General features: G+C 50.9%; 23 protein-coding genes. 17 read left to right on the top strand and 6 right to left on the bottom strand.

What is annotated here, in order from left to right; all coding sequences use genetic code 11:
* Positions 1–57: 57 nt before the first annotated feature.
* From GJ1_RS01000 to GJ1_RS00990, 3 genes are all read right to left on the bottom strand, one after another.
* Positions 58–1290, bottom strand: a complete 1233-nt coding sequence (locus GJ1_RS01000; RefSeq protein WP_066227262.1) for an MFS transporter — start codon at positions 1288–1290, stop codon at positions 58–60.
* A 235-nt stretch (positions 1291–1525) separates the two neighbouring features.
* Positions 1526–2179, bottom strand: a complete 654-nt coding sequence (locus GJ1_RS00995; RefSeq protein ID WP_066227258.1) for a PspA/IM30 family protein — start codon at positions 2177–2179, stop codon at positions 1526–1528.
* The gene (locus GJ1_RS00990; RefSeq protein ID WP_066227255.1) at positions 2139–2663 is read right to left on the bottom strand and encodes a hypothetical protein; all 525 of its coding nucleotides are present in this window, start codon (positions 2661–2663) and stop codon (positions 2139–2141) included. The genes GJ1_RS00995 and GJ1_RS00990 overlap by 41 nt, the downstream gene beginning before the upstream one ends.
* Before the next feature lie 180 nt (positions 2664–2843).
* On the opposite strand from GJ1_RS00990, the gene GJ1_RS00985 reads away from it, so the two are divergent.
* A complete protein-coding gene (locus GJ1_RS00985; RefSeq protein WP_066227252.1) occupies positions 2844–3251 on the top strand; it encodes a hypothetical protein in 408 nt (135 codons plus the stop codon).
* A gap of 281 nt (positions 3252–3532) precedes the next feature.
* Entirely contained in the window at positions 3533–3760 is a 228-nt protein-coding gene (locus tag GJ1_RS18905) for a hypothetical protein (protein WP_245629315.1), read from the top strand.
* Between the two features lie 441 nt (positions 3761–4201).
* Here the strand turns inward: GJ1_RS18905 and GJ1_RS00980 are convergent, their stop codons facing one another.
* Both GJ1_RS00980 and GJ1_RS00975 read right to left on the bottom strand, forming a co-directional pair.
* On the bottom strand, positions 4202–5575 hold the full coding sequence (locus GJ1_RS00980) for a sensor histidine kinase (protein ID WP_066227249.1): 1374 nt from the start codon (positions 5573–5575) through the stop codon (positions 4202–4204).
* Positions 5565–6227: a response regulator transcription factor gene (locus GJ1_RS00975; protein ID WP_066227246.1), complete on the bottom strand. Its 663-nt coding sequence runs from the start codon at positions 6225–6227 to the stop codon at positions 5565–5567. The genes GJ1_RS00980 and GJ1_RS00975 overlap by 11 nt, the downstream gene beginning before the upstream one ends.
* Before the next feature lie 168 nt (positions 6228–6395).
* Here GJ1_RS00975 and GJ1_RS00970 point away from each other — a divergent pair, with 168 nt between their 5' ends.
* The 6 genes from GJ1_RS00970 to GJ1_RS00945 all read left to right on the top strand — a co-directional run bounded on the left by GJ1_RS00970 (position 6396) and on the right by GJ1_RS00945 (position 11685).
* Positions 6396–6809 (top strand): PepSY-associated TM helix domain-containing protein, encoded by a 414-nt coding sequence (locus GJ1_RS00970; RefSeq protein WP_066227243.1) that lies wholly within the window; start codon positions 6396–6398, stop codon positions 6807–6809.
* A 189-nt stretch (positions 6810–6998) separates the two neighbouring features.
* Positions 6999–8204 (top strand): S1C family serine protease, encoded by a 1206-nt coding sequence (locus GJ1_RS00965; RefSeq protein WP_066227240.1) that lies wholly within the window; start codon positions 6999–7001, stop codon positions 8202–8204.
* A gap of 415 nt (positions 8205–8619) precedes the next feature.
* The gene (locus tag GJ1_RS00960) at positions 8620–9345 is read left to right on the top strand and encodes a YiiX/YebB-like N1pC/P60 family cysteine hydrolase (RefSeq protein WP_066227236.1); all 726 of its coding nucleotides are present in this window, start codon (positions 8620–8622) and stop codon (positions 9343–9345) included.
* Between the two features lie 261 nt (positions 9346–9606).
* A complete protein-coding gene (locus GJ1_RS00955; RefSeq protein WP_066227233.1) occupies positions 9607–10995 on the top strand; it encodes a hypothetical protein in 1389 nt (462 codons plus the stop codon).
* 16 nt (positions 10996–11011) lie between these two features.
* Complete coding sequence (locus GJ1_RS00950; protein ID WP_245629314.1) at positions 11012–11398, top strand: hypothetical protein; 387 nt, start codon at positions 11012–11014, stop codon at positions 11396–11398.
* A complete protein-coding gene (locus GJ1_RS00945) occupies positions 11356–11685 on the top strand; it encodes an Mpo1-like protein (RefSeq protein ID WP_066227228.1) in 330 nt (109 codons plus the stop codon). Before GJ1_RS00950 ends, GJ1_RS00945 begins: the two co-directional genes overlap by 43 nt.
* A 101-nt stretch (positions 11686–11786) precedes the next feature.
* Here the strand turns inward: GJ1_RS00945 and GJ1_RS00940 are convergent, their stop codons facing one another.
* On the bottom strand, positions 11787–12653 hold the full coding sequence (locus GJ1_RS00940) for an Rpn/YhgA-type helix-turn-helix domain-containing protein (protein WP_066227225.1): 867 nt from the start codon (positions 12651–12653) through the stop codon (positions 11787–11789).
* 214 nt (positions 12654–12867) lie between these two features.
* Here GJ1_RS00940 and GJ1_RS00935 point away from each other — a divergent pair, with 214 nt between their 5' ends.
* The 9 genes from GJ1_RS00935 (at position 12868) to GJ1_RS00900 (ending at position 24590) form a co-directional block, all read left to right on the top strand.
* Positions 12868–13407 carry an NfeD family protein gene (locus GJ1_RS00935; RefSeq protein WP_066227222.1) on the top strand — a complete coding sequence of 180 codons (540 nt, stop codon included), beginning with the start codon at positions 12868–12870 and terminating at the stop codon, positions 13405–13407.
* Between the two features lie 21 nt (positions 13408–13428).
* Positions 13429–14949 carry a flotillin lipid rafts scaffold protein FloT gene (gene floT, locus GJ1_RS00930; RefSeq protein WP_066227219.1) on the top strand — a complete coding sequence of 507 codons (1521 nt, stop codon included), beginning with the start codon at positions 13429–13431 and terminating at the stop codon, positions 14947–14949.
* Between the two features lie 148 nt (positions 14950–15097).
* On the top strand, positions 15098–16018 hold the full coding sequence (locus GJ1_RS00925; protein WP_066227398.1) for a diacylglycerol kinase: 921 nt from the start codon (positions 15098–15100) through the stop codon (positions 16016–16018).
* A 76-nt stretch (positions 16019–16094) separates the two neighbouring features.
* Positions 16095–17471 (top strand): 23S rRNA (uracil(1939)-C(5))-methyltransferase RlmD, encoded by a 1377-nt coding sequence (gene rlmD / locus GJ1_RS00920; protein WP_066227216.1) that lies wholly within the window; start codon positions 16095–16097, stop codon positions 17469–17471.
* Between the two features lie 168 nt (positions 17472–17639).
* The gene (locus tag GJ1_RS18515; RefSeq protein ID WP_167346070.1) at positions 17640–17804 is read left to right on the top strand and encodes a hypothetical protein; all 165 of its coding nucleotides are present in this window, start codon (positions 17640–17642) and stop codon (positions 17802–17804) included.
* A 12-nt stretch (positions 17805–17816) separates the two neighbouring features.
* The gene (locus GJ1_RS00915) at positions 17817–18182 is read left to right on the top strand and encodes a type II toxin-antitoxin system PemK/MazF family toxin (RefSeq protein WP_066227213.1); all 366 of its coding nucleotides are present in this window, start codon (positions 17817–17819) and stop codon (positions 18180–18182) included.
* 453 nt (positions 18183–18635) lie between these two features.
* A complete protein-coding gene (locus tag GJ1_RS00910; protein ID WP_066227211.1) occupies positions 18636–20090 on the top strand; it encodes a type I restriction-modification system subunit M in 1455 nt (484 codons plus the stop codon).
* Positions 20087–21205, top strand: coding sequence for a restriction endonuclease subunit S (locus GJ1_RS00905; protein WP_066227209.1), 1119 nt, complete (start codon positions 20087–20089; stop codon positions 21203–21205). The genes GJ1_RS00910 and GJ1_RS00905 overlap by 4 nt, the downstream gene beginning before the upstream one ends.
* A gap of 43 nt (positions 21206–21248) precedes the next feature.
* Positions 21249–24590, top strand: coding sequence for a DEAD/DEAH box helicase family protein (locus GJ1_RS00900; RefSeq protein ID WP_066227393.1), 3342 nt, complete (start codon positions 21249–21251; stop codon positions 24588–24590).
* The last annotated feature ends 56 nt before the right edge of the window (positions 24591–24646 follow it).

The following is a 24646-nucleotide window of genomic DNA, read 5'->3' as shown; positions in this document are numbered from 1 at the left end:
AGACATCGGCCTGAAGGGTTTCCCCTCAGGCCGTTTTTCATTGTCCTTGCCGCGCTGTCAGTGCCGGATGTGAAGGCGGTGCGCCCAAGCGGCGATTTTCTCTTTCATGTCCTCGCGCCATGCGCGGTCATGGGCCGCATAGCCGACCAGGACGCCCGTGGCGATGAGAAGCACCCCTGATAAAGCGAAAATGGCGGAAATGGATGCGAATCCTGCGATGGCTCCCGCTGCCGTCGGGCCAGCGAGGTTGCCGAGGAAGCGGCTGCTGGCCGTGACGCCGAATACCCGGCCTTGGATGCGGCGCGGGCATTGTGCGTTGATCAGCGCTTGAATGGCAGGCCATACGCCGCCGACGACCAGCCCTTGCAAGAAGCGCCAGACGTACAATTCATAAAGATGATCCGTCCATAGTTGCGGCAAGGCGAACAAGCCGGAGAGCAGAAGCAAAATCGGCAGCATTTTCCCTTGCCCGATCCGGTCGCCGAGTTTGCCTAAATACGGCGCGCCGATGATGGTGGCGATCCCTGTGATCGAGGAGGCGAGCCCTGATAGAAATGCGAGATTGCTAGAATGGCCGACGAGCGATTGGACGAAAATCGTCATCATCGAGTTGACGCCGAGAACGGCGATTTGCACGAGAAACGTAGCGGCGAACAAGACGAGGAGCGTCCGTTGCTCGAACACTTCTTTGAAACTCGCCTTGTTTTCTTTCGCCCGCAGCGCGACGGGGTCTTTTTCGAGCCAAAAGACGACAGGAAGCAATGTCGCCAAAATGCAAAACCCGGTCACGAGAAACACCGGGCGGAAGCCGAACCAATCGGATAAGGCGCCGCCGATGAGCGGCCCGATGATGTTGCCAGCGATGCTTCCCGTCTGCAGCGTCCCAAGCGCCTCGCCGCTATGATCTTTCGGCACGACGCGCGCCAAATAGGAAAACGAGACGGTGATGAACCCGGAGAAAAAGCCGACAAGGAATCGGAGGGCAAGCAACGCCATCGGCGAATGGGCGAACGCCATGCAGCTGGTGATGAGCCCCATGCCGACCCCCGCGCGGATGAGGTTGGCGCGCTGGCCGTACTTGTCGGCGAACATGCCCCAAATCGGCGCCATGATGGCCGCCGACAAAAACGTCGCGGAAAAGACAAGACCGGTCCAGACGCTCAATGAATGGTGCTCGGTGACGCCCATTTCCCACAACAGCAGCGACAAAAACGGAATGACCATCGTCATCCCCGCGGACACCATGAAATTGCACAGCCAAAGGATGCGGACGCTTCGTTTCCAGTTCACGGCAGGTCATCTCCTGTATTCTTTCGTCTCTCTAACAATTTTAGCGCGATGGAAAAACAAAGGAAACGATTTTGCTTATCAATGGGATCAAGACCATGGCATCGGGCATCGTTCAGGCTTGTCGCGGGCCGCATGCGCTTGCCTGTTCAAGGGAGCGGAAAGGTGTGTAAACAAACGAATCCCCCTTGCCAACTAGGCAAGGGGGTCATCTATGTCAAAAGGGGGGAGGGGGCAATTAGGCGTTATGGGCTTGGGCGTCTTTCCATTTCGCTAGTTCGCGTTCGACTTCTTCATCAAACGGCGCAGGGGACAACACGGCGTTCGTTCCGAACCGGGCGGCGGCCGCTTCGGCTTCTAACGCGATGACGCGCTCTTCCATGCGGGCGAACCCACGCAGCGCCTCGTCGGCGGAAAAGGAGGCGAGCGCCGTGTCGATTTGTTTCAACGCCCGCGCCGCGTTGACGCGGGCGGCGAGCTCCAGCTGTTTGGCTGCGAGCTCATCGTACCGCTCGCGCAATTGGTTGAGCCGATTGGCGACTTCCACCGTTTTCGCTTTGATGGCCTCATAGTGCTGTTTGTACGCTTCAAGTTTCTTCTCATACAGCAACTTGTCGCGCAAAGCGAGTTTGGCGACGGCTTCTTCGTTGCGCTCGAGCGCCAGTTTCGCTTGGCGGCTCCGTTTTTCAATCGTCGCCTCCGCTTGGGCGATGAGCGTCTCGTAGCGCCGCTCGGCGACCCATTGCTGGGCGAGCGCCTGGCGCCCTCGTTCGAGCTGCTCTTCAAGTTCGCGCAAATATTGTTTCGTCATGGCGACGGGGTCTTCCCATCGGTCGATTTGTTCGTTCACTTCAGCGAGAACGATCGTCTTGATTCGGCGAAAAATGCCCATTTGTTTGTGCCTCCTTTTGGATCGTTTTTTCCCATTCATCGAGCCAATCGGTGGAAACGGATGGCGTCGCTGGCATCAACGCTTCAACGGCGGATGGTTTGTGCGCTTGGCGCCGCCCTAAGGCATACACAGCGGCCAGTGCGAGCAAAATCAACACCCATTTTGGCAGCAACGCCGCAATCCCGAGCGCGACGAGCACCCAGCCGATCCAGCGCTTCGACCGCGCCGCAGCGAGCCACACGGCTCCGGCGGCGGCAAGCAAAAGAGGGATGAGCCACTCTAGGAACAACATCGGCATCATCCAGCCTTCGCGCCGCTCCATGATGAACTCCCGAGGGTGATGACCGAATCCGCCCGGCATGCCGTCAAACGGAGCGCCTGGACGCCCGTGCGCCATCACTTCATGCGGGGCGAGAACGTGAAACAGGCTGATCCCCGCGAGAGCGACAAAGGCGAGCAGAAAAACCGCTCGAGCTTTCTTCAATCTCGTCACCTCCTTTTCCGTGGTGGACTGGCTTACGGTTTGTATTGTAGAAGGGGAAGGAGAAAATTAGGTGAAAAGCGAATGTTTTTTGAAGGAATTTTGCGCATATCATCCATTAGGGGGATCCGCGCAAGATGGACGGTGATTTTCGCATGACATTGTGGGGGAGGAAGGAAAGACGTGGTTCGGTCGTATGGGCTTGATGTGGGCGGCGCTTTGTTGGTGTTGTTGTTTTCCTTTTTGTTTCCAACGTTTAATGTCGGATATTATGCGTACGGCTCGTTTCTCGCATTTGCCATCGGCTCGTTGATCGTCGGCCTGGCGAGAATTCGATGGAATCCGCATGCGCGGTTAGGCGGCGCTCTGGTCGGTTCGTTCCTCATCATCGCAGTCTCTGTCCTCATCATCCGCCTGTTTCCCATCGAAATTCGCGATGCTGCCGACTTAGTCATGCCCTATGTCAATGCCGTTATGAATGCGTTGATTTATTTTCTGATGATGAACGCCCTCCACTTGTGGCATCGCCTAGCAGCGGGCAACGTTTCGTTTTGGAAAAAAACGGTAAAGTGGCTCATGTGGCCGTCGTAAACAAAAGGCGCCCCAGTCTGCCTAGAGCGCCTTTTCCTTCAAAAGTCCGAGCGCCGTGTTCTAACGCCTAATAAAGTGAATACACGAACCCTAAGTTGATCGGTTTTCGATAATAAATATCTGACCCTGATGAATAGCCGTACGTGCCCCTGCCTCTTTAAAAGCTGAAACTGTCTCACCGTTCAAGAATCATCGGTTAAGGAAACGACATGATTCCTTACTCAAGAATACGAAGAATGGTTTGGGCAATGCCAACTTTGTACGTGCGAGGTGAATTCCCTATGAGGAAACGTTATGGTTTGCTGTCTATTCTTCTTTTATGCATATGCGGAGCAGTTATTTTCTTTCAAACATCCACAAAAATAGATTTCAATCGCAAGGAAACAGAAGTCATTCGAGTAACAAGCAGAGTCGGGGATTTTTCTGATATTCATGAAATTCGAGATAAAAGAAAAATAAATAGAACAATAGAAATTTTGAATTTGGTGGAATGGTCAAAAACGGCCTAAGTCGATGGACATCAACCTGACTATCGTTTTTGGCTCGAACATCCAAAAACGAAGGACAGGCTATTCAATTACAACATTTGGTTTAAGAAAAATCATACAATGATCTTCGATAAAAAAACAGGAAAATGCGGGGGCGTTCCTTCAAAGTATGAAACGGAATTGAAAAGTTTGCTCAAGGAGTAGGCAATGCTTAACACGACGGATTGGTTGAACACCAGCTCACAAAGGAGAGGTGCGGTAGAATCAGGGGCGGATATAAATCCCCAATCCCCCTTTTTTGGAGGGGGATTGGGGATGCTTAATGATGGATGTCATCCCCATCATTCACTGGGCGGGAATGAACGCGAGCTATACGTCGTATGGTGAGCCGCTCCCTTCTACTCGATTAAGAGGAGAGCCCGAGCGCCTTGCCGCCTGCCAATGGCAAGCGCGCCCTAACATCTAAGCAGGCAAACGGACGAGAAACTCCGTCCCTTGCCCGAGTTGGCTGTGGACGTGGATCGCGCCGCCGTGGGCGTCGACGATCCATTTGGCGATCGACAGCCCGAGGCCGTGGCCGCCTTGTTGGCGCGAGCGCGCTTTGTCGACGCGGTAAAAGCGGTCGAAAATGCGGCCGATGTCTTCCGGGGGGATGCCGATGCCCGTGTCTTTGACGGAAAGGACAAGCTGCTTCGGTTCGGTGCGGATCGACAGCGTCACCTCGCCGCCTTCTGGGGTGTATTTGATCGCGTTGTCAAGCAAAATGTACAACAGCTGCGTCAATTTGTCCGGATCGGCGGTGACGATCGCTGGCTCGGGAGCGTGAAAATGCATCGCGATCTGCTTTTTCGCCGCGAATTCCGACATCAGCTGGAACGTGCGCTCGGCGTGCGGGCGGAAATCGAACGTTTGTTTTGAAAGCTCCAGCGCCGCATGTTTTGCATCGGCGCGGGCGAGCGTCAACAAGTCGTTCATCAGTTTCGTGATCCGCTTCAGCTCCTCGCGCAGACGGTCGAGCAGGCGGCGGGCGAAGTCGTTTTTCGTCACGTCTTCCTCGAGCGCCAGCGCCTCGACGGATGAGAAAACGACGCTCAAGGGCGTCCGCAGCTCATGCGACGCGTCGGCGACAAACTGGCGCTGCCGCTCGTACGCCTCTTCAATCGGAAGAAGCGCGCGCTTGGACATGAAGAAGCTGAGCGCGACGCCGACGGCAAGAAACAAAACGGCCAAGCCGATGAGGACAATGAGCAGCCAATGGAACACGCCGAAAAACGACGTGACGTCCATGCCGATATACAGCACGCCCGCGAAATCGCCGTGAATGACGAGCGGGCGGGCGGCGGCGAGCACGCGCCAGTCGCGGGCCGCCTCGCGCGCGAGGCCGGGCATATGTTCCGGCAAAGAGACGTTTATGTAGACGGGGGTGCGCTCATTTGCCTTGAGATGGGATAAGGCGTTTAAAAAGTACGGGCGCAGGCGTGGGTGGACTTCATCCCCCGCCAGCAAGCCCCCGTCCGGGCTGATGACGTAGAAAAAGAGCTGGTCTTCGCTTAACAAAATGACATTTTCCTCATCAAACAAGTCGAAGCTGCTTTGCTTGAGCATCACTTGTTCGATCGTATTCGCCTCTTGCTCGGCGAGGCGGCTGATGCGCCGCTCTTGGTCAGATGTGGCGATCCAATAAAACAACGCGGCGGCGATCATGACAAACAAGGCGAGAAACAAGGTGAAAATGCCGCTATAGAGCGCCGTCAGCCGCCAATGGGCGCGGCGGAACAAGTCGGCGCTTCCTAAGCGGCGCAGCCAGCCGCGCCATTCGCTCCAGTTATTTTTCAATTTTATACCCCACTCCTCGAACGGTTTGGATGACGTCGTCTTTCAATTTCTTGCGCAACAGCTTGATCGTCGCATCGATCGTTTTCATCGACACATCGGCGTCCCACCCCCAGACGCGGTCCAACATCGTCTCGCGCGGCACGACTTGCCCTTGGTTTTGCACGAGCAAGTCCAGGAGCTGGAACTCGCGCGGGGTGAGGAAAATCTCTTCGTCGCCGCGGTGGAGCGTATGGCTGGTCCGGTTCAACGTGAAGCCGTGAAACGCCACTTTTTCCTCTTGAAGCGGGACGAACGTCCGCCGGGCGAGCGCTTTGAGCCGCGCGACGAGCTCGTCGATTTCAAACGGCTTGACCAAGTAATCGTCTGCCCCCGCCTCAAGCCCTGTGACGCGGTCGTGGACGGCGTCTTTCGCCGTCAGCATCAAAATCGCGCCTGTATAGCCGTTTTGCCGCAGGCGGCGGCAAATGTCCACCCCATCGCCGTTCGGAAGCATCCAATCGAGCACGACGACATCGTAAAACTCCGCCATGGCGTAGTCGTACGCGTCTTCCCCTTCCTGCACCCAATCGATATGGTCGATGCCTTTCTTTTTCAATAAATGAACGATCAGCTCCCCAAGGTGAAGATCGTCCTCGGCAAGCAAAATTTTCATTGTCACTCCTCCCGTTCCGCCTTTCTTCCTTCTTATCATACCAAATCATTCGTGAAAAAACGGTGAAAACGCGGCGCGTTTCTTTGTGCGGAGGAGTGCGGATTTTCACCATTTTTTCACTTTCCTTGGCTATCATGATGGACGAAGAGGTAAAGGAGGAAAACGACGATGAGAAAAATGCGGAATTTGCATCTTTGGATTGGGCTCATCAGTTCAATCTTTTTGCTGGTCGAGGCGGTGACGGGGCTCCTTCTATCGGAGCCGTGGCTCATCGGCCAGACAGAGCGCGGCGAGATGCATCGCGCCGTGCAGGAGGGAATGTCGTCGTTCGGAACGGGGGCAGGAGCGTCCACGGCCCCGATGGCGCCGCGCGCTGAGGGAGGAGGATCGTCGCTCATGATGTTCGTCCGCCAGTTGCACGAAGGGCGCCTCGGCTCGCTCGACATCCGTTGGGCGGTTGATGTCGCGGCGGTGGCGATGATCGTCTTGACCGCGACGGGGATTTTCTTGCCGATCCGCACGCTCGCAGCGGGGCGGAAGCGGAAGCAGAAGCGGATGACGCCAGCGTCGGAGACGACCTAACCCATGGAGGAAGGGATGGAATGATGCATCGGAACAACCGGAAGAAGCGACGCCGCTGGTCTTCTCTTTATGCGAGGCCGATGGACGCAGGCAGCACGGTGGTGTTTTCCCCGCCTTTTCACTGCTTGGCGGCCATTCGCTCAAAGATGCCGCATATCCGATTAGGGATCATGAAGGAGGAGATGAACCATGGACATGATGCCGTTTGAACCAACTCCAACGCCGCAGCCGAAACGACGCGGCCGTTTCATGTCGTGGCTCGCCGCTTCCGTCGCGGGGGCGGTGATCGGGAGCGCGGCGACGTGGTATGTGGCGCCGAAATGGATTCACAGCGAAGCCAATTCCGAAAACGCCGCAACCGAAGCGGCGGCGAAAAGCGAGGCGCTGCCGCTGCAGCCGACGGCGAACGTCAACACGAACATGATCGCCGCCATTAACAACGTGGCGGATGCGGTGGTTGGCGTTGTCAACATTCAAAAGCAAGTCGACTTTTTCTCGGAGCAAGCGCAAGATACGGAAGCGGGGACGGGCTCAGGCGTGATTTTCAAAAAAGACGGCAATGCCGCCTACATTGTAACGAACAACCATGTCATTGAAGGCGCGAACAAAGTCGAAGTGGCGCTCGCGAACGGGAAAAAAGTGAAAGCCGAGATCGTCGGCGCGGATGCACTCACTGACCTTGCCGTCTTGAAAATCCCCGCTGAAGGCGTGACGAAAGTGGCGAGCTTCGGCGACTCGTCGAAGGTGAAAATCGGCGAGCCTGTCGCGGCGATCGGCAACCCGCTCGGCTTGGATCTGTCGCGGACGGTCACCGAAGGGATCGTCAGCGGCAAACGGACGATGCCCGTCTCGACGTCAGCAGGCGATTGGGAAATCGACGTCATCCAAACCGACGCCGCCATTAACCCAGGCAACAGCGGCGGCGCGCTCATCAACAGCGCGGGCCAAGTGATCGGCATCAACAGCATGAAAATCGCCGAAACAGGCGTGGAAGGACTCGGCTTTGCCATTCCGAGCGAAAACGTCAAACCGATCGTCGAGCAGCTGATGAAAGATGGGAAAATCAAACGTCCGTACCTCGGCGTCCAGCTCGTTGATGTGGCGGATTTGTCCGATGACGTCCGCACAAATGAATTGAAGTTGCCGTCGAACATCACAAGCGGGGCGGCTATCACGTCCGTCGAACCGTTCTCCCCAGCCGCGGAAGCCGGTCTCAAATCAAAGGACGTCATCACAGCGATCAACGGTGAGAAAATCGACAGCGTCAGCGCGTTGCGCAAATATTTGTACACGAAAACATCGGTCGGGGATCGCATTAAAATGACCGTCTACCGCGATGGATTTGAGACGACCGTGTCCGTCACCTTAAAAGCGAGAGACAGCAGCCAGTCGTAGAAGACATCGCCTCTTTCCCAGCGAATCAGTGGGGAAGAGGCGATTTTTTTGTGAAGTGCTTGCGCAAGGTGAAGGATAGAAACGCGGATCTGTATCGTCAACAATCCTCTTCTTGTAAGAGCCCGCAGAATACATGTGCCCACCATGCGAGTTGGCCCGCGGCCAAAACTATAACGCTGTTGGAAATGATGTTCCCCCGAATGCCTTTGTTGGCTGTCACCACAACGCAACCGAACCGCAGGATGGATGCTCCGACGTCTCTCTATATCTAAGTGTAGATGGATAAATGTTAGATATTTTTTTATTTTTGCGAATATATTAATATGTTTTAAATGGTAATGAAGACTCTTTTTTTTTAATTTCTAATAAAATTTTAATTGTAAAAATATAAAATTAAAGGAGGTATTTGTATTTTATGAAGAAGTCTTTCCTGCTTTCTTCGATTGTAGCTTTAGGCCTCATTGGCACCTCAGGAGTTCCGATGGCGTACGCTCGGGGAGATGCGCAAGTGAATAAGGCGAAGATCCAAATCGAACAAGAGATGGAAAAGAAACAACGAGAAGAGCGGCAAGAAATCGTAAATTTAATCAATGAACCTGTTGATCAAGAAGCAGTGAAGAAAGAAATAGAATGGATGAGAAAAAACGCTCCTGACAAATATAATCAAGTTGTCAGCCAGCAACGGGTTCAAGGAATATCAACGCTTTCTTCAAGCGGTGCATTGGGGACAAAAGGGGATATCTTGATCACCTATGATAGCGAAAGTTCTGGATGGAATCACGGACATGCTGCTATCGTCCGGTGGGACGGTGACTATATCATTGAGGCTTGGCCAGGAGATGGCGTGCGCTACTACGTTAACAATTGGAAAATACGTTTTAAAACATGGAAAGCCCTTTGGGTGAAAGGGGCAATGGGAGAGGATTATACATCAGCTCAATCGTATGCTAGAGCGCAAATCGGCGAGCCGTATAGTCTAACGGCAACCAAAAATCAATCATCAAAATGGTATTGCTCGTTGCTCGTGTGGAAAGCGTGGGAGAATCGAGGATTTGACCTAGATGACGATGGAGGCATTATTGTAACCCCGTCCGACTTGGATCAAGACCCCGAGACCATTACCTATGCCAGCAGCAACTAAAAGAATTTATGGGATATATTCCTATGAACGTGTAGAAGGGCATATCATCCATATAATGGTTATGCCCTTCTATATTTTATCCACCCATCCCCTCGGCTGAAGGAAACGCGCGGATTTGCGGGTTTTGACGTTGTAAGCAAGGGGCGTGGGGAGTTTGAGTAACCGCTCCCTCACGGAGGAAGGGAACATCGTTCTAACAGGAAGGAACTCTTTTGGTTCTCATCGAATATGGCCATCATTACGGATGAAAGGGGATTTGAAATGGGCCCGAGTGCGCCGCTATGGATGTCCATGTTGTACTACATTATGTGCATTGCCACATTGATTGTCGGTGTGGCGATGCTGGTGAAAGGAACGGTCCGCCGCTTGTATTCGCTCGCTGTGGTGCTTGCGGTGCTGCTCTTTTTTCTGAACAATTTTCATACCATCGCCAGGGTCGGCGTCGATCCGTTCGCTTACTGGCAGCAATCCCTCATGGAAGGGCAATGGTGGGCATGGCTGTCGCTTGTGCTGTTTCTTTTCATCGTCTGGTATTGGGGATGGCTTGTCCAGCGCATAGGAGGCCAAAAGGAAGGGCAGGCTTGGTGGAAGCGGCAAAGATGGATATGGGTGGTGCTGGCGGCCGCCGCGCCTGTCATCGTGTATGGGGTGCAGAGCTTGGATGATTCCGTCGTTTCCTCGGTGCGGGCGTATGAGCCGTCTGAGGGTCGCTCAGCGAACGAACCGCCCGGACGCATCTTCTTTTTGTATTCTCACCCGTTTGCGCGAGATTCGTATATCGTGGAGACGGATGGACCGCACGTGCGCAACGTGGTGACGCTGCAAGCTGTGGGGGTGTCCCAGCTTTCGCATGGTTCATCGACGAAGGAACTGTTGTTGTGGTCAGATTATGCGGGACGGCATGTCTATCGACTGAATCGAGACACATGGACATTGGTCGATCAAGAAGCGGTCTCCAGCCCTCTTTCGTTTGCCTCGCTGGAGGGTGAGTGGGAGATTCGATCGCTGAATCAAGATGTCAACACCCATAAACTAGAAGTCCGGAAAGGGGGAAAATTGCTGTTTTCGAAGCGGTTCCCTCCTTACGTTCTTCAAGTTTTGCGCGCAGAGCCGCATTTCTATGTGTTTGCTGATGTGATGGAAAAGGAGCAAGGTGTATTGTATGTGCTGGATCAGCGCGGTTCCGTAGTGAAGGAAATTTCGTTGCTTACGTCCTTCGCGCGCTCCATGGCGGTCTTTCACGACCACCTTGTCATCGCCACGAAACCTCGCCTCACCATCGTGGATCCGCATTCATGGCGAGTGATATATTGGGACATGGGGCGAGAGGAGACGCAGTTCGATCAGCTTTACGTGAAGGGAGACACGCTGTGGGTAAGCTATGTCCAGAGAGGAAAGTCGGGATGGCTTGCGCTGAACGATCAGTTTAAGGTGATGGAGAAGCATGAGCTGCCGTCGGTATACTGGGAAGCGCGGTTTCACGGCGACTATGTGTATGCATTGTTTGAGCCGCAGGAAGGAGACAAGGCCGACGATGCCGGAGAAATGAACATTTTCCATCTTCGTACAGGCCAACTCGCTGCCAAGTTTGCCGTGCCGAAGCAGAAGCACAACTTGCAGACATTTCACGTGATGGATGAAATACAATAGGAGTAGGGGGATGACGATGGGACCGAGCATGCCGTTATGGATGTCGATTGTATACTGGGCTATAGGCATCGCCACGTTCATCGCCGGCGTGGCGGCGCTCATGGTGGGAACGATTCGCCGCCCGTATTCGTTGGCGGCCGTGCTTGCCGTGCCGTTGTTTTTTCTCAACAACTTCCACACGATCGCCAGAGTCGACGTTGATGAGTTCGCCTACTGGCAACAATCCCTCATCGAAGGGCAATGGTGGGCGTGGCTGTCGCTTGCGCTGTTTCTGTACATGATCGGGTACTGGGTGCTGCTCGTTCGCGGCATTCGCGGGCGGCGCGCCGCATCGGGGGGAAGTAAAAGGGGGAAAGGGAGATGGAGTTTCGCGATTATGAAGAGTTTTGGCCGTTTTACTTGACTCAGCACCGCAAACGGGCGACAAGGCGCTGGCATTTTGTCGGAACGAGCTTCGTGTTTTTGTTTGTGATCATCACGATCGTCACGAGGAACGCATGGTGGCTGCTCGGGGCGCCAATCGCCGCCTATGCGCTCGCCTGGTTCAGCCACTTTTTCATCGAAGGAAACAAGCCCGCCACCTTCGGCCATCCGCTTTGGTCGCTTCGGGCCGATTTTCGCATGTACAGGCTCATGCTTGCGGGGCGGCTTGGGCGGGAGCTGGAGCGGCTGGGGATTTCCGAGGAGTAGAGCGAAGAACGATAAAAAGGCCTTCTCCCTGAAGATGTCCCGAAGGTTTGGAGAAATGGGGGCGGCAATTCGAATGATTCAGGGAGAAGGGTTTTGTCTTCTCATTGCTTCAATTGTTCAATCGTTTCCAGCGGCAGCCCGGTCAGTTCATGGATCGTGTCAGCATCAAATCCTTTTGCCAACATTCGTTTCGCAACATCCAGCTTTGCTTTCTCCATCCCTTTCTCTATTCCTTTTTCCATGCCTTTCTGCTCGTATGAAACGATGAGTTCCATGACTTTGGCAGCCTCCTTCTCCTCCATTGTATTCACCTCATTTCGCAGTCGGATTTCTTCTTCCTCCGATAACCGCAAATATGTTTCGAAAAAGCCGAACAACAGACGCTGTCTCGCCTCATCGAGCTCGAGGCGGGCGAGCATGCGCAAAAATTCTTTTTTCACTTCCACCCTCTCCTCTTCATTATACCCCATTTTGCTTAACAGGGCGGCAGCGACCGGGTTGTCATGGCAGATGTACTCGCGCCATGGGAGTTTGCGCAATTCTATGGTCAAAAAACGGAAATCGAGAACGGTCAAAAACGGAAACGCAACGGTGAATGAAGATGGTTCATCGCGGATGGCATCATAGCTGAAGATCGCGATCGGAAGAATACGGCGGCGGTGTTTTTGAAATAAGCGGCTGAAATAAATGAACATTCGTTCTGAAAACGAGGATTGGATGTAGCTTTGATGTTCGATGTGGACGACGATCAGTCCATCTTCTCCTCTCAGCTTCGTCTCGACCAATAAATCGACTCGATATTTTTCACCCGCGGTGACATCAGTCATCACCTCTTCTGATAAAAAGGAAAGGTGGTGAAAGTCAACCTGTTCGTGTACGTGAGGAAAGAAGAGGAGGACAAATTCTTCAAAAAAGGTGCTCAGCAACTCTTTAAACAGGCGATCATGGTCAATGCGCGTTTCTGACATGGTCTCCCTCCCTGTTTATTTTTGAATTCCCATTTGTTTTATTCGATCCATGCAAGGCAAAATCCTGCCTAGCCCCAGCTTTTCACAGACGTTTTTTTGTTCAGAGACAGGAAATAGCAGGAATGTTGTCGAATTTTGATGATGATGGAAAAATGATGAAACCAACCGTTGCCTCGCCCGTATCAATAGGTAAAGGCGAAAGGAGGGGAGGGGGATGTGGTTCGGTCATCAGCCTGAAGTCGTATACGGGTGGGTGCTGGTGGTCAGTGCGTTGCTGACGGTGTTGTATTTTTTCTTCAGCGACGTGCTTGACGGCCTGTTCGATCTGCCCGATCATCCGCTGTTCAGCCCGCAGCTCGTCTTATCGTTTTTCATTGTTGCGAGCGCGGTCGGATTGTTGGCAGAAATGTACACCTCTTGGCCGTCACGGTGGATCGCTCTGCTTGGCGTCGGCACGGCGCTTGTCGTCGTATTGCTTTTGCACTTTTTCGTTTTCTTGCCGCTCCGTTCGGCTGAGGCGTCCCTCGGGTATACGGATGCCGACTTGGAAGGGTCGCTTGCAAAAGTAATTGTTCCAGTGCCGCCCGATGGATTTGGAGAAATTCTCATCTCCCGCAAAAGCGGGGCGGTGGCCAAAGCGGCCAAAAGCCTCCATCGTGAGGAGATCGCCGCGGGGGAAGAAGTCGTCATTGTGCAAATGGAAAACGGCGTCGCTGTGGTAGCGAGGCACGATCCGTATCATCTTTCCATCTAAAACAAAGAAAGGGGAACTGTCATGGTTGCGCCATGGTTGATTGTCATTGGCGTCGTCGTCCTGCTTCTTGTCGGACTCATTGCCATTTTCATCGCCCGCTACCGCACCGTCGGGCCGGACGAGGCGCTCATTGTGACAGGCAGCTACTTAGGAAGCAAAAACGTTCATGTCGATGAATCGGGAAACAAAATCAAAATCGTCCGCGGCGGCGGCACGTTCGTCGTGCCGATTTTCCAACAGGCCGAGCCGTTGAGCCTATTGTCGATCAAATTGGATGTGCAAACGCCCGAGGTGTACACCGAACAAGGCGTGCCCGTGATGGCAGACGGGGTGGCGATCATTAAAGTCGGCAGCTCAATCGGCGAAATCGCGACTGCAGCCGAACAGTTTTTAGGAAAAACGCGCCAAGACATGGAAAATGAAGCGAAAGAAGTGCTCGAAGGCCATCTCCGCTCCATTCTCGGGTCGATGACAGTGGAGGAAATTTACAAAAACCGCGACAAGTTTTCGCAAGAAGTGCAACGAGTCGCGTCACAAGACTTGGCGAAAATGGGGCTTGTGATCGTCTCGTTCACGATCAAAGACGTGCGCGACAAAAACGGCTATCTTGATGCGCTCGGGAAGCCGCGCATCGCCCAAGTGAAGCGCGATGCCGACATCGCGACAGCCGAGGCGGAAAAAGAGACGCGCATCAAGCGCGCCGAAGCGGATAAAGAAGCGCGCAAAGCGGAGCTCGAGCGGCTGACGGAAATCGCCGAGGCGGAGAAAATCAACCAACTGAAGCTCGCCGAGTTCCGCCGCGAACAAGACATCGCCAAAGCGCGCGCCGACCAGGCGTATCATTTGGAAGAAGCGAAGGCGAAACAAGAAGTCATGGCCCAACAAATGCAGATCAAAATCATCGAGCGGCAAAAACAAATCGAGCTCGAAGAAAAAGAAATTTTGCGCCGCGAGCGCCAGTACGACTCGGAAGTGAAGAAAAAAGCCGACGCCGAGCGCTACGCGATCGAACAAAAAGCGGCGGCGGAGAAGGCGAAACAAATCGCCGAAGCCGATGCGCAAAAGTACCGCGTCGAAACGCTCGCCAAAGCGGAAGCGGAGCGCGTCCGCCTCGACGGGCTGGCGAAAGCCGAGGCCGAGAAAGCAAAAGGGGAAGCCGAAGCGGAAATCATCCGCCTGAAAGGTCTCGCCGAAGCGGAAGCGAAACAAAAGATCGCCGAAGCGTTCGAGCGCTACGGCCAGGCGGCCGTGCTCGACATGATCATCAAGATGCTTCCGGAATACGCGAAACAAGTGGCGAGCCCGCTTTCGAACATCGAGAAGCTGACGATCGTCGATACAGGGTCGGGCGCAAACGGCGGCGCCAACCGCGTCACAGGCTATGCGACGAACTTAATGGCGAGCTTGCAGGAGACGTTGAAAGCGTCGACGGGCATCGATGTGAAGCAGCTGCTTGAGAGCATCGCCCAAGGGAGCGCACCCGCCTATGCCCAGCCGCCCGGCGCGCCAGAATCGCCCCAAGAGGCGAAGACAACACAATGACGCCGATTCTGCCATAGCGCCCTTGTTTCAAACGAAGGGCGCTTTTTCTCGCCGCCTTGTTCACGACATTCGTCGGAGTTGCGCATCAAGCATTGTTTCGCTATGATGGGAACGGGTGGAATGGAAAAAAGGAAGTAGGTTGAGAATGATGAAACGAGCTCGAATTATTTACAACCCGACATCGGGTCGCGAGTTGTTTAAGCGCCATTTGCCCGATGTGCTCGTTCGGTTGGAAAAAGCGGGCTATGAAACGTCATGCCACGCCACCGAAGGGCCGGGCGATGCGACGAAAGCGGCGCGCCAGGCCGTGGAGCGGGAATTTGACCTCGTTGTCGCCGCGGGCGGCGACGGAACGATCAATGAAGTCGTCAACGGCATCGCCGATCAGCCGCATCGGCCGACATTGGGCGTCATCCCCGTCGGAACGACGAACGATTTCGCCCGCGCCATCGGCGTGCCGCGCTCGATCGAAGGGGCGTGCGAAGTGATCGCCACAGGCGAGCCCGTCCCGATTGACATCGGCTGTGTGACGAACGAAGGCAAAACGCGCTATTTCATCAACATCGCGGGCGGCGGGCGCCTGACCGAGCTCACCTACGAAGTGCCGAGCAAGCTGAAGACGATGCTCGGGCAGCTCGCCTATTACTTGAAGGGGATCGAAATGCTTCCGTCAATTAAAGCGACCGAAGCGCACATTGAGTACGACGGCAAGCAGTTTGAAGGCGAGATTATGATGTTTTTAGTGTCGCTCACGAACTCGGTCGGCGGCTTTGAAAAGCTCGCGCCCGACTCGTCGCTCAATGACGGCCTGTTTGATTTTATCATTGTCAAGAAAACGAACTTGGCCGAGTTTATCCGTCTGGTCACGCTGGCTGCGCGCGGCGAGCATATCAACGATCCGCACATTATTTATACGAAAGCGAACCGGGTGAAAGTGCGCTCGCCGATGCAGCTGAACTTAGACGGAGAATTCGGCGGCATGCTTCCAGGGGAGTTTGTCAATTTGCGCCGCCATATTGAAGTATTGATGCCAAAAGAAAAGGCGGAACAAGTGAGAACAGGGCAATGAGCCTGTTCTTTTCTTATGCCTTTTCCCCATAAAGGGCACGCTACATATACAGATGAACGGCAGAAAGGGGAACGACATGACGAAGCAGCAGCCACCAGTCGCCAAAAATGAGTATTATGACGTCATTTTCACCGATTTGACCCACGACGGCCTCGGCGTGGCGAAAGTCGACGGCTTTCCGTTGTTTGTAAAAAACGCGCTTCCTGGCGAGCGGGCGAAGGTGAAAGCGATCAAAGTGAAAAAAGGCTACGGGTACGGCCGCCTCATTGAGCTGTACGAACCGAGCTCGGACCGCGTCGAGCCGCCGTGCTCCGTCTATCGCCAGTGCGGCGGCTGCCAGCTGCAGCACTTAAGCTACGAGGGCCAGCTGAAGGCGAAAGAAAAGCAAGTGAAAGAAGTGCTCACCCGCATCGGCAAGCTGGACGGCGTCACCGTCCACCCCGTCATCGGGATGAAGAACCCATGGCGCTACCGAAACAAAGCGCAAGTGCCTGTCGGCGAGCGCGAAGGCGGCTTGGTCGCCGGGTTTTACAAAGAGCGGAGCCATGAAATCATCGACATGGACGCTTGTCTCATCCAGCAAGAGGCTAACGATGTCGTCGTCCAGACGGTGAAGCGCATCGCCGAGCGCTATGGCATTCCCCCGTACGACGAAACCACGCACAAAGGCGTTCTCCGCCATATTGTCGCCCGCTACGGCGCGGCGACAGGCGAGGTGATGGTCGTCCTCGTCACCCGCACCGAGCATTTGCCGCACGAACAAGACGTCGTCCGTGACATCGTCCGCGACATCCCGAACGTCAAATCGATCGTGCAAAACATCAACCCCGAGCGGACGAACGTCATTTTCGGCGCCAAAACGCGTGTGCTATGGGGGAGCGAGTTCATCACCGACCGCATCGGCGACATCCAATTCGCCATCTCGGCCCGCTCGTTTTACCAAGTCAACCCCGAGCAGACGAAAGTGCTGTACGACAAAGCGCTCGAATACGCGGAGCTGACCGGCACGGAGACAGTGATCGACGCCTACTGCGGCATCGGCACGATCTCGCTCTTTTTAGCGGGAAACGCCAAGCATGTCTACGGTGTCGAAATCATCCCCGAAGCGATCGAAGACGCCAAACGCAACGCCGAGCTGAATGGCATCAGAAACGTCACCTTCGAAGTCGGCGCCGCCGAAGATGTCATCCCGCGCTGGTATGAAGAAGGCATCTGCGCCGACTGCTTGGTCGTTGACCCGCCGCGCAAAGGCTGCGATGATTCGCTTCTTAAGACGATCATCGCCATGAAACCGCCGCGCGTCGTCTACGTCTCGTGCAACCCGGCGACGCTCGCCCGCGACTTGCGCATCTTAGAAGACAGCGGCTACGAAACGATCGAAGTCCAGCCAGTGGATATGTTTCCGCACACGGCGCACGTCGAGTGCGTGGCGAAGGTTCGGTTGAGATTGTAAACACAAAATAAACTCGTTTTTGAATCATTGTGGATATATGTTTGTTTACTGTCTTCCCTTTTCCAAGAGTTAAGAAAGTGTAGAGTTTGTCCAAAATCCATCTTTCTAAATGGTTTTCCCTATGGATATACTGGTACCACCTACATTTCTTGATTAGGTGGCGGGAACATGAAAAAGGAGCGTGACGACATGACTCCAGCAACAGAAATCAAAAAAACAAGTCTTCAATCATTGATTGAAAGCGGCAAAGTAAAAGTATTTCAAACAGATGACGAAGGTCGGGTTCTGTTGAATCCTAATGATCCAGATGATTTGGAATGGTTTGAAGGTTGATGAGGGATCATAATGAACGTAAAGCCTGGAGATATTTATGATGTTTATTTCGGTTTCGAAGATCGACCGGGCGGAAAATTTCGCCCGGTTCTTTTGTTTCGCCCGGTTCTTATTGTGGAGATAGAACACAATATTGCTGTTGCAATCAAAATAACATCGAAAGGACCTAAAGCTCCTCCCACCATACATGATCAATATCGAATTGAGATTCAGTATTATCAGGAAGCGGGGTTAACGAAAAAATCATGGGTAAGATGCGAAAAATTCAGGGTATTTCCATTATTTATATTTGATGAGACTAATAAACGTGGCACATTGCATCCTGATGACTTTGAAAGAGTTTACAGTGAATATTGTAAATTACGATTTTTTGAGTGATCGTATAAGTTGAAAGTTTATTTTCCATCCAGCCGATCACTCGCCACGTTATATCAAAGTCGACTTGTATGGAGGTAAAACAGAAACGAACAATCAGAAATTCTTTATTGCAACTTATATAGCATTTGTTAGTTAGATCGATATTCCCTCTCTCCTGTTTGCAAGATAAAAGGGAGGAGGTGAAATGATGCCCGCCATCTCACGCTGACTTGAATGGCGCCATCAACATCGCCAAAGCGATTGAGAATCCACACCACTTGCAAGCGTTCCTCGAACGGTTATGGTGAACGACTCCCACTCAAGCAAAGCGAAGTGGGAGTTTCTCCGTTCCACGACGAAAGCCACCTTCCGTCTTCCCGAGCATCAGCAGGTATAAAACTTATTTTTCTTCCCCTTTTGTGCCGAAAACCGTATATAATGGAGATTGGAAATAACAAGGAGGTACATAGAGACATGCTCACAGGCGAATTGCGCCATAAAGTCGATAAAATATGGGAAACGTTTTGGACAGGCGGCATTACGAACCCGCTGACGGTCATTGAACAGTTTACGTACTTATTGTTCATCAAAGGATTGGATGAAGTCGAAACGCAGCGCGAGCAGGAGGACGTGCTGCTCGGCATTGAATCGGAACGCATTTTTCCTCCCGATAAGCAGCACTTGCGCTGGAGCAAATTCAAACATTTTGAAGCCGCCCATATGTACGACGTCGTGTCCAACGAAGTGTTTCCGTTTATCAAAAATTTGCACGGCAATCGGGAATCGGCCTATGCGAAATATATGGGCGACGCCATTTTCATGATCCCGACGCCGCAAATGCTCGTCAAAATCGTTGACGGCATCGACCGCATCCCGATGAAAGACCGCGATACAAAAGGCGATTTGTACGAGTATTTGTTATCGAAAATCGCCACGGCGGGCACGAACGGCCAATTCCGCACGCCGCGCCATATCATCCAAATGATGGTCGAACTGATGAAACCGACGCCGGAAGACATCATCGTCGACCCGGCGGCGGGGTCGGCGGGGTTTTTGGTGGCGGCGGGCGAATATTTGCGCAAGCACCGCAACGACTTGTTTTTCGTGCAAAGTTTGAAAGAACATTTTAACAACCACATGTTCTACGGCTTTGACATGGACCGGACGATGCTGCGGATTGGCGCGATGAACATGATGCTCCACGGCATCGAAAACCCGAATATCGAATACCGCGACTCGCTGTCGGAACAAAACAAAGACAAGGACAAATACACCCTTGTCCTCGCCAATCCGCCGTTTAAAGGCTCGTTGGATTACGAAGCCGTTTCCAGCGACTTGTTAAGAGTCGTTAAAACAAAGAAGACAGAACTTTTATTCTTGGCCTTATTTCTGCGCATCTTAAAAACGGGCGGACGCTGCGCCTGCATCGTGCCCGACGGGGTGTTGTTCGGCAGCTCGAAGGCGCATAAAGACATCCGCAAAGAAATCGTGGAAAATCATAAGCTCGAAGCCATTATTTCCATGCCAAGCGGCGTCTTTAAACCATACGCGGGCGTATCGACGGCGATTATGATTTTCACGAAAACCGGCGTCGGTGGAACGGATCAAGTATGGTTTTATGACATGAAAGCCGATGGCTATTCATTGGACGACAAGCGCACGCCGATTGAGGAAAACGACATCCCGGACATCATTGCCCGCTTCCACAACCGTGAAGCGGAAAAAGACCGGAAGCGCACAGAGCAGTCGTTCTTCGTGCCGGTCGAGGAGATTCGGGAGAACGACTATGACCTTTCGATTAACAAGTATAAAGAGATTGAGTATGAAGAAATGGAGTATGAAGCGCCTAGTGTAATAATTAAAAGAATAAAAGAATTAGAAAATGATATATTGAAAGGTTTAGGAGAACTGGAGGACTTAATAAAGTGAGAAAAGTATCCCTAGGTTCACTTGTTAATATTAGGACAGGAAAATTAGATGCAAATGCTAGCAATCCGGAAGGTAAGTATCCATTTTTTACTTGCTCGAGAGAAACATTAAAAATTGATACTTATTCTTATGACTGTGAATGCGTTTTAGTTGCTGGTAATGGTGATTTAAACGTTAAATATTACAATGGTAAATTTGATGCTTACCAAAGAACTTATATTATAGAGTCGATTGATAAAAATATTTTAAATGTAAAGTACCTTTATTACTTTATGCAGTTGTACGTGTCAAAATTAAGACAAATGTCAATAGGTGGGGTTATAAAATACATTAAATTAAATTACTTAACTGACGCTAAAATTCCGTTACCGAATATTGAAAAGCAAAATAAAATTGTAAAAGTACTTGAAAAAGCCCAAGAACTCATCGACAAACGAAAAGCTCAAATTGAAGCGTTAGACCAGTTAACGCAAAGTGTGTTTTTAGAGATGTTTGGGGATCCAGCTACTAATCCTAAGAAATGGCCAATGGGTTTTATAAAGGATTTAGCTCTAAAAACACAATATGGTACAAGCAAAAAAGCAAGCGAGGATACAGGGAAATATCCTATATTGAGAATGAACAATATTACGTATGAAGGACATTGGGATCTCACAGATCTTAAATACGTTGATTTAGATGATAAGGAAGTTGAAAAATATCTGGTTCATAAAGGAGAGCTTTTATTTAATAGAACAAATAGTAAAGAACTAGTAGGAAAAACAGCTGTGTATCGCTTCGAAAAACCAATGGCCTTTGCAGGATATTTAGTGAAGTTAATTCCAAATGAAAAAGCCAATGCCGAGTTTATATCTGCGTACTTAAACTCGAAGTACGGAAAAAGTATTTTATTTTCAATGGCTAAAAATATCGTAGGGATGGCAAATATCAATGCTGAGGAACTAAAATCAATAAAAATATATATACCTCCTAAACAACTCCAAGATCAATTTGCTGAGATTGTACAAAAAATAGAATCTCAAAGAGAACTTTTTAAAAAAGGATTAGTTGAGTTAGAAAAAAACTTCAACTCCCTCATGCAACGGGCGTTTAAGGGAGAATTGTTCAACGATTAGTAAGTGTAAAAGGAATTCGTGTTGGTCAGGGGAGGGGTATTTGTTGCTATCCAACTTTCAGTTTTTAGTAGGCAAACCTCATTATGAGAGTTTTACGAATGCGTGTTTAGAGGCGGAGAAAAGTTTGGTCGTGAGTCCGGCGACGTGCGCGATTTTGACGCGCCGTGCGCTGGAGCTTGCCGTTAAGTGGGTGTACAGCTTTGACAGCGCTTTGAAAGTTCCGTATCAAGATAATCTTTCCAGTTTGATTCATGACAACGTCTTTTTGTCCATTATTGATGAAGACTTGTTGCCGTTGTTGCGTTACATTGTCAAACTGGGAAATGTCGCGGTTCATACGAACTCGATGATTACGAGGGAAGAAGCGATTCTTTCCCTGCATAATCTTCATCAGTTCGTCTCTTGGATTGATTATTGTTATTCGGATGAATATACGGCTACGGACTTTGACGAATCATTGCTGCCAATCGGAGAGGAAAAGCGCGAGCGTCCGGAAGAATTGAAAGATTTATACGAACGGCTAAGTTCGAAAGACAAGCGTCTTGAAGAGATGATGAAAGAAAACGAACAGCTTCGCGCTCTTCTCACCGCCAAACGGGAAGCGAATACAAAAGAGTACCACTTCCAAGTTGATGAACTGAGCGAATGGGAAACAAGAAAGAAATACATTGATTTAGATTTAAAGTTAGCGGGTTGGGAATTTAAAAAGGACGTTATTGTGGAATACCCTGTCGTTGGCATGCCGAATCAAGAAGGAGTCGGCTATGTCGATTATGTCCTTTTTGGCGATAACGGTAAGCCGCTTGCGGTCATCGAAGCGAAACGGACAACCGCTGACCCGAACAAAGGAAAGCAGCAGGCGAAATTGTACGCCGACTGCATTGAGAAAATGCATGGCCAACGTCCGATTATTTTTTACACAAACGGTTTTGAAACATACATTTGGGACGATCTTAACTATCCGGCGCGGAGAGTTTCCGGCTTTTACAATAAGGAAGAATTAAGCTTGCTTATTGATCGTCGGACGATGAAGAAGCCGCTAAAAAATGTGCAAATCAATGACAACATTACGAATCGCTATTACCAAAAAGAAGCAGTTTTAGCCGTATGTGACGCGCTCGAGAACAAACGGCGCAAAGCATTGCTTGTCATGGCGACGGGGAGCGGCAAAACCCGGACGGCGATTTCGATTGTCGATGTTCTCACTCGCCACAATTGGGTAAAAAATATTTTGTTTTTAGCAGACCGCAAAACGCTGGTAACGCAAGCCAAAAACAGCTTTAGCCATTTGCTGCCGAACTTGACGCTTTGCAATTTGCTTGATAACAAAGACAATCCAGAGGAAAGCCGCATGGTGTTTTCGACGTACCCGACAATGATGAACGCGATTGACGAAGCGAAACGAAAAGACGGCAAACGTCTCTTTACAGTCGGGCATTTTGATTTAATTATCGTCGATGAATCCCACCGCAGTATTTATAAGAAGTACCGAGCAATTTTTGACTATTTTGACGCGATATTGCTTGGGCTTACCGCCACACCAAAAGACGAAATTGACCGCAATACGTATGAAGTGTTTGATCTGGAAAACGGTGTGCCGACCTATGCCTATGAGTTAGATCAAGCGGTTCAAGATGGCTATTTAGTGGATTATCGTACCATTGAAACAAAGCTTAAATTTTTGGAAGAGGGCATTCATTACGATGAGTTATCGGATGAAGAAAAAGAACGATATGAAGAAACATTTGATGATGAAGTAGGCGAGGATATTGACAGTGCTGCGTTAAATGAATGGCTGTTTAACGACGATACGATTGATACGGTACTGAGAGATTTAATGGAAAAAGGAATTCGCGTCGAGGGCGGGGACAAACTCGGCAAAACGATTATTTTTGCGAAAAATCATCGCCATGCGGAACGGATTGTGGAGCGCTTTGATCAATTGTTCCCTGAGTACAAAGGCGGCTTTGCGCGGGTCATTGATTACAGTGTCAACTATTATCAAACGTTAATTGATGATTTTTCTGATCGCAATAAACTGCCACAGATTGCCGTATCGGTCGATATGCTTGATACTGGAGTGGATATTCCGGAAGTCGTCAACCTTGTGTTCTTTAAAAAGGTACGCTCCAAATCAAAGTTTTGGCAAATGATCGGGCGCGGAACCCGCTTATGCAAAGACTTATTCGGAGTCGGGCAAGATAAAACGCATTTCCTTATTTTTGACTATTGCGGCAACTTTGAGTTTTTCCGCGAAAATTCGAAAGGAATCGAAGGAAAAGCGGTGGAAAGCTTAACGGAGCGTTTATTTAATGCCAAAATCGAAATCATTAAAGAACTGCAGCATTTACAATACCAAGAAGAAGAGTATATTGCCTATCGCAATGAATTGATTGGCGAGGTGCTAGCGGAAATCAATAAGTTAAACGAAGAGAACTTCCGCGTACGCCAACATATTCAATACGTACACAAGTTTAAAAACCGGACGAAATGGGACTCCTTAACAGCGATAGATGTTAATGAAATCAAAGAACATATTTCGCCGTTGATTGTTCCGCTAAACGATGATGAATTGGCGAAACGTTTTGATTTGCTTATGTACACGATTGAGTTGGCGAAGCTGCAAACGAAAAATGCCACAAAGCCGATTCGCAGTGTGATTCGCACCGCAGAGGCGTTGTCGAAACTCGGTTCGATTCCTCAAGTGATGGAGCAAAAATACATCATCGAAAAGGTGCAGACGGAAGAGTTTTGGAGCGAAGCCGATATTTTCGAATTGGAAGCCGTTCGCGAAGCGTTGCGTGACTTAGTGAAATTCCTTGAAAAAGAAACGCAAAAAATTTACTATACGAACTTTCAAGACCAAGTGTTGGAAGTGAAAGAAAACGGCCCGATGTTTCATGTCAATGATCTGAGAAATTATCGCAAAAAGGTGGAGCATTATCTGCACGAACACCGCGACCAGATGGCCATTTACAAGTTGCGAAATAATAAAAAGCTAACAGTCCAAGACTTAAAAACGTTGGAGCATATCCTTTGGAACGAGCTTGGCACAAAAGACGATTATCAAAGAGAATTCGGCGATACACCGATTACAAAGCTCGTCCGCCAAATCGTCGGCCTTGACCCGCAGGCCGCCAACGAAGCGTTTTCCGAATTTTTATCAAGCGAGCGGTTGAACATCCAACAAAGCCGTTTTGTCAAATTGATCGTCGATTACTTTGTGAAAAATGGAGTCATGGACAAGCGGGTGCTGCAGGAAGAACCGTTTAAAACCGTCGGCAGCATTGTTGAACTTTTTCAAGACAACATGGACGATGCGCGGAGGATCATTAGCATTATCGATGAGATTAACAGAAATTCGGAAGAAATTGCGGGGGCATGAGCGATGGGCGGCATCAACCGGGAAGTGGTTCTCTTGTGGGGATGGATGAATCGCTG

The sequence above is a fragment of the Geobacillus jurassicus NBRC 107829 genome (genome assembly GCF_001544315.1).
Taxonomy (GTDB): domain Bacteria; phylum Bacillota; class Bacilli; order Bacillales; family Anoxybacillaceae; genus Geobacillus; species Geobacillus jurassicus.
This window is presented reverse-complemented; position numbering and strand designations above follow the sequence as displayed.